Source organism: Microcystis sp. M49636_WE2, from assembly GCF_030065375.1.
Taxonomy (GTDB): Bacteria; Cyanobacteriota; Cyanobacteriia; order Cyanobacteriales; family Microcystaceae; genus Microcystis; species Microcystis aeruginosa_C.
This window is the reverse complement of record NZ_JASJFG010000918.1, coordinates 1-1,966: the sequence shown is the minus strand read 5'-3', so window position 1 is coordinate 1,966 and position 1,966 is coordinate 1. Positions and strand designations below refer to the sequence as shown.

Sequence of the window (1,966 nt, the reverse complement as noted above, 5' to 3'; positions counted from 1 at the left end):
GTCCGTGGCGAAAATAGCATTTAATAAAGGCTGATAGCGACGGACAAGGGGATAGACTTCGGCTCTAGTATGAATACGGTGACTGTAGGGATCTCGCCAGCGATCGATGGTAGCGGTAAAACTAGGAACTAAAAAATGGGGTGGTTCTGGCAACCCTAAAGCGGACTGGAGAGCAGCACAGAGATTCAGATGCCAATGAGTTTGTTTATTAGGATCGATACAGTAAATTAGGTCGCCCCCGGGGGTAAACAGGGCGATGCCTTTAAAAATATCGGGCAACACAATCGCAGAAGTAGCCACTTGAGGGGTTCCCGTAAAGAATAAATAGGAGCTTCTATTTTTCTAGACTACTAAACTCTTGACCCCTGAAGAATTTCCTTCAGGGTTTTTCTAGATTCTACCCCGGAGCATCATCGCCAGTTCATTGGGGACTGGGGACATGGCCAAGGCTACCTCCTCGGTAATCCGTCCCTTTTGATAGAGGTTAAACAGGGATTGATTAGTGGTAATCATGCCGTGGTATTCGCCGTCTTTCATTAATTCAACAATTTCGTCATTTTTGCCGCTGCGAATGTAATCCTTGATGGCATCTGTATTGACGAGAATATCGTAAAAAGCAGCCCGTTTACCGTCGGTGGTGCGACATAAACCCTGCGAGATAATACAAACTAAAGATTCTGCGATCGCCACCCGCGTCGATTCCCGTTCCTCGGCGCTATAAAGAGTTAAAATCCGGTCAAGGGTTTTTACAGCGCTGTTGGTGTGCAGGGTTCCCAGGACTAAGTGACCGGTTTGGGCAGCTTTCAGGGCAGTATTAACGGTGGATTTGTCCCGCATCTCCCCCACCAGAATAATATCTGGGTCTTCCCGCAAACAGGCTTTTAGGGCATTATCGAACTCATGGGTGTGTATTCCCACTTCCCGTTGTTTGATCAAACTGCGACGACTTTCATGGACAAATTCGATCGGGTCTTCGATGGTGATAATATGTTTGGGGTGTTCTTTATTGATGTAATCGATCATGGCTGCTAGGGTGGTGGATTTCCCTGAACCCGTCGGACCGGTGATTAAAATCAATCCCTTCTGCACATCGCACACATCCCGGAAGACCATCGGTAAGCGCAATTGTTCCATAGTGGGGATTTTCATGGGAATCAGACGCAAAACCATCCCCGGACCGCGCAGACTTTCAAAGATATTAATCCGCACCCTAGCGAAGTCGTACTGAGTCGCACCGTCAAATTCTAGGTCTTTTTTAAAGCGAAGGATTTCTTCTTCACCGAGCATTTCGCGTAACCAACTATAAAAAGTGTTGATGTCAATTTCAGGATAGTCGAGAATAATCATTTCGCCACGATCCCGCATCCGGGGTTGTTCTCCAACTCCCAGGTGAACGTCCGAATAACCCCGATCAAAGGCAAACTGGATCAAATATTCTAAGTTGGGTTGATTGGGAGCTCGGCCCGGCCGGGGTGGGGTTTGGGGAGAAGCAGCCTGACTGGGAGCGCGACTTTGGGGAGGACTTGAAGGTGAAATTTGACCATTTTGCGGCATATTTGGCACTTTTTTGACCTGCGTCGCCACCTTTTGGCTCATTTCTTGATTTATCTCTGGTGTGGTTCCCTTGATTAACTCCGAGGGAGGCATCGGGATGGAGGGAACCGGCAGCGGTTGTAGTGGTCGCGAGGAAGAATTGGGATTTTGACTCATTTTTGAACTCTCAAAAATTAATTATGCCAGAACTCTATAGTACAAATTATCTAAGTAAGCTGCAAGGCTGATAGATTGAGGATTAAGGAGCCAGTAGTCTCCAAGTCAGTATTCAGGCTCTCTTGGATTTGGTGGGTAAAGTGTATTCTAAGATACATTCCTCCTAGCGAGGGGGTGGAACGAACCACAAAGACACAAAGGACACAAAGATTGATCGATCCGATGTAAGTTAAACTTATCACACAGAACCTAGAAG

The 1,966-nt window shown here is 46.9% G+C and carries 1 protein-coding gene and 1 pseudogene; both read right to left on the bottom strand.

Going from position 1 to position 1,966, the window contains the following annotated elements; all coding sequences use genetic code 11:
- A pseudogene (locus PX484_RS21025) lies at positions 1–300 on the bottom strand (circadian clock KaiB family protein); the annotation flags it as partial.
- 90 nt (positions 301–390) lie between these two features.
- On the bottom strand, positions 391–1,710 hold the full coding sequence (locus tag PX484_RS21020) for a type IV pilus twitching motility protein PilT (protein ID WP_287669019.1): 1,320 nt from the start codon (positions 1,708–1,710) through the stop codon (positions 391–393).
- Between the last annotated feature and the right edge of the window lie 256 nt (positions 1,711–1,966).

What these genes read in the sequence shown, in the direction of transcription:
- PX484_RS21020 (WP_287669019.1), bottom strand. Translation starts at nt 1,710, where the DNA reads ATGAGTCAAAATCCCAATTCTTCCTCGCGACCACTACAACCGCTGCCG.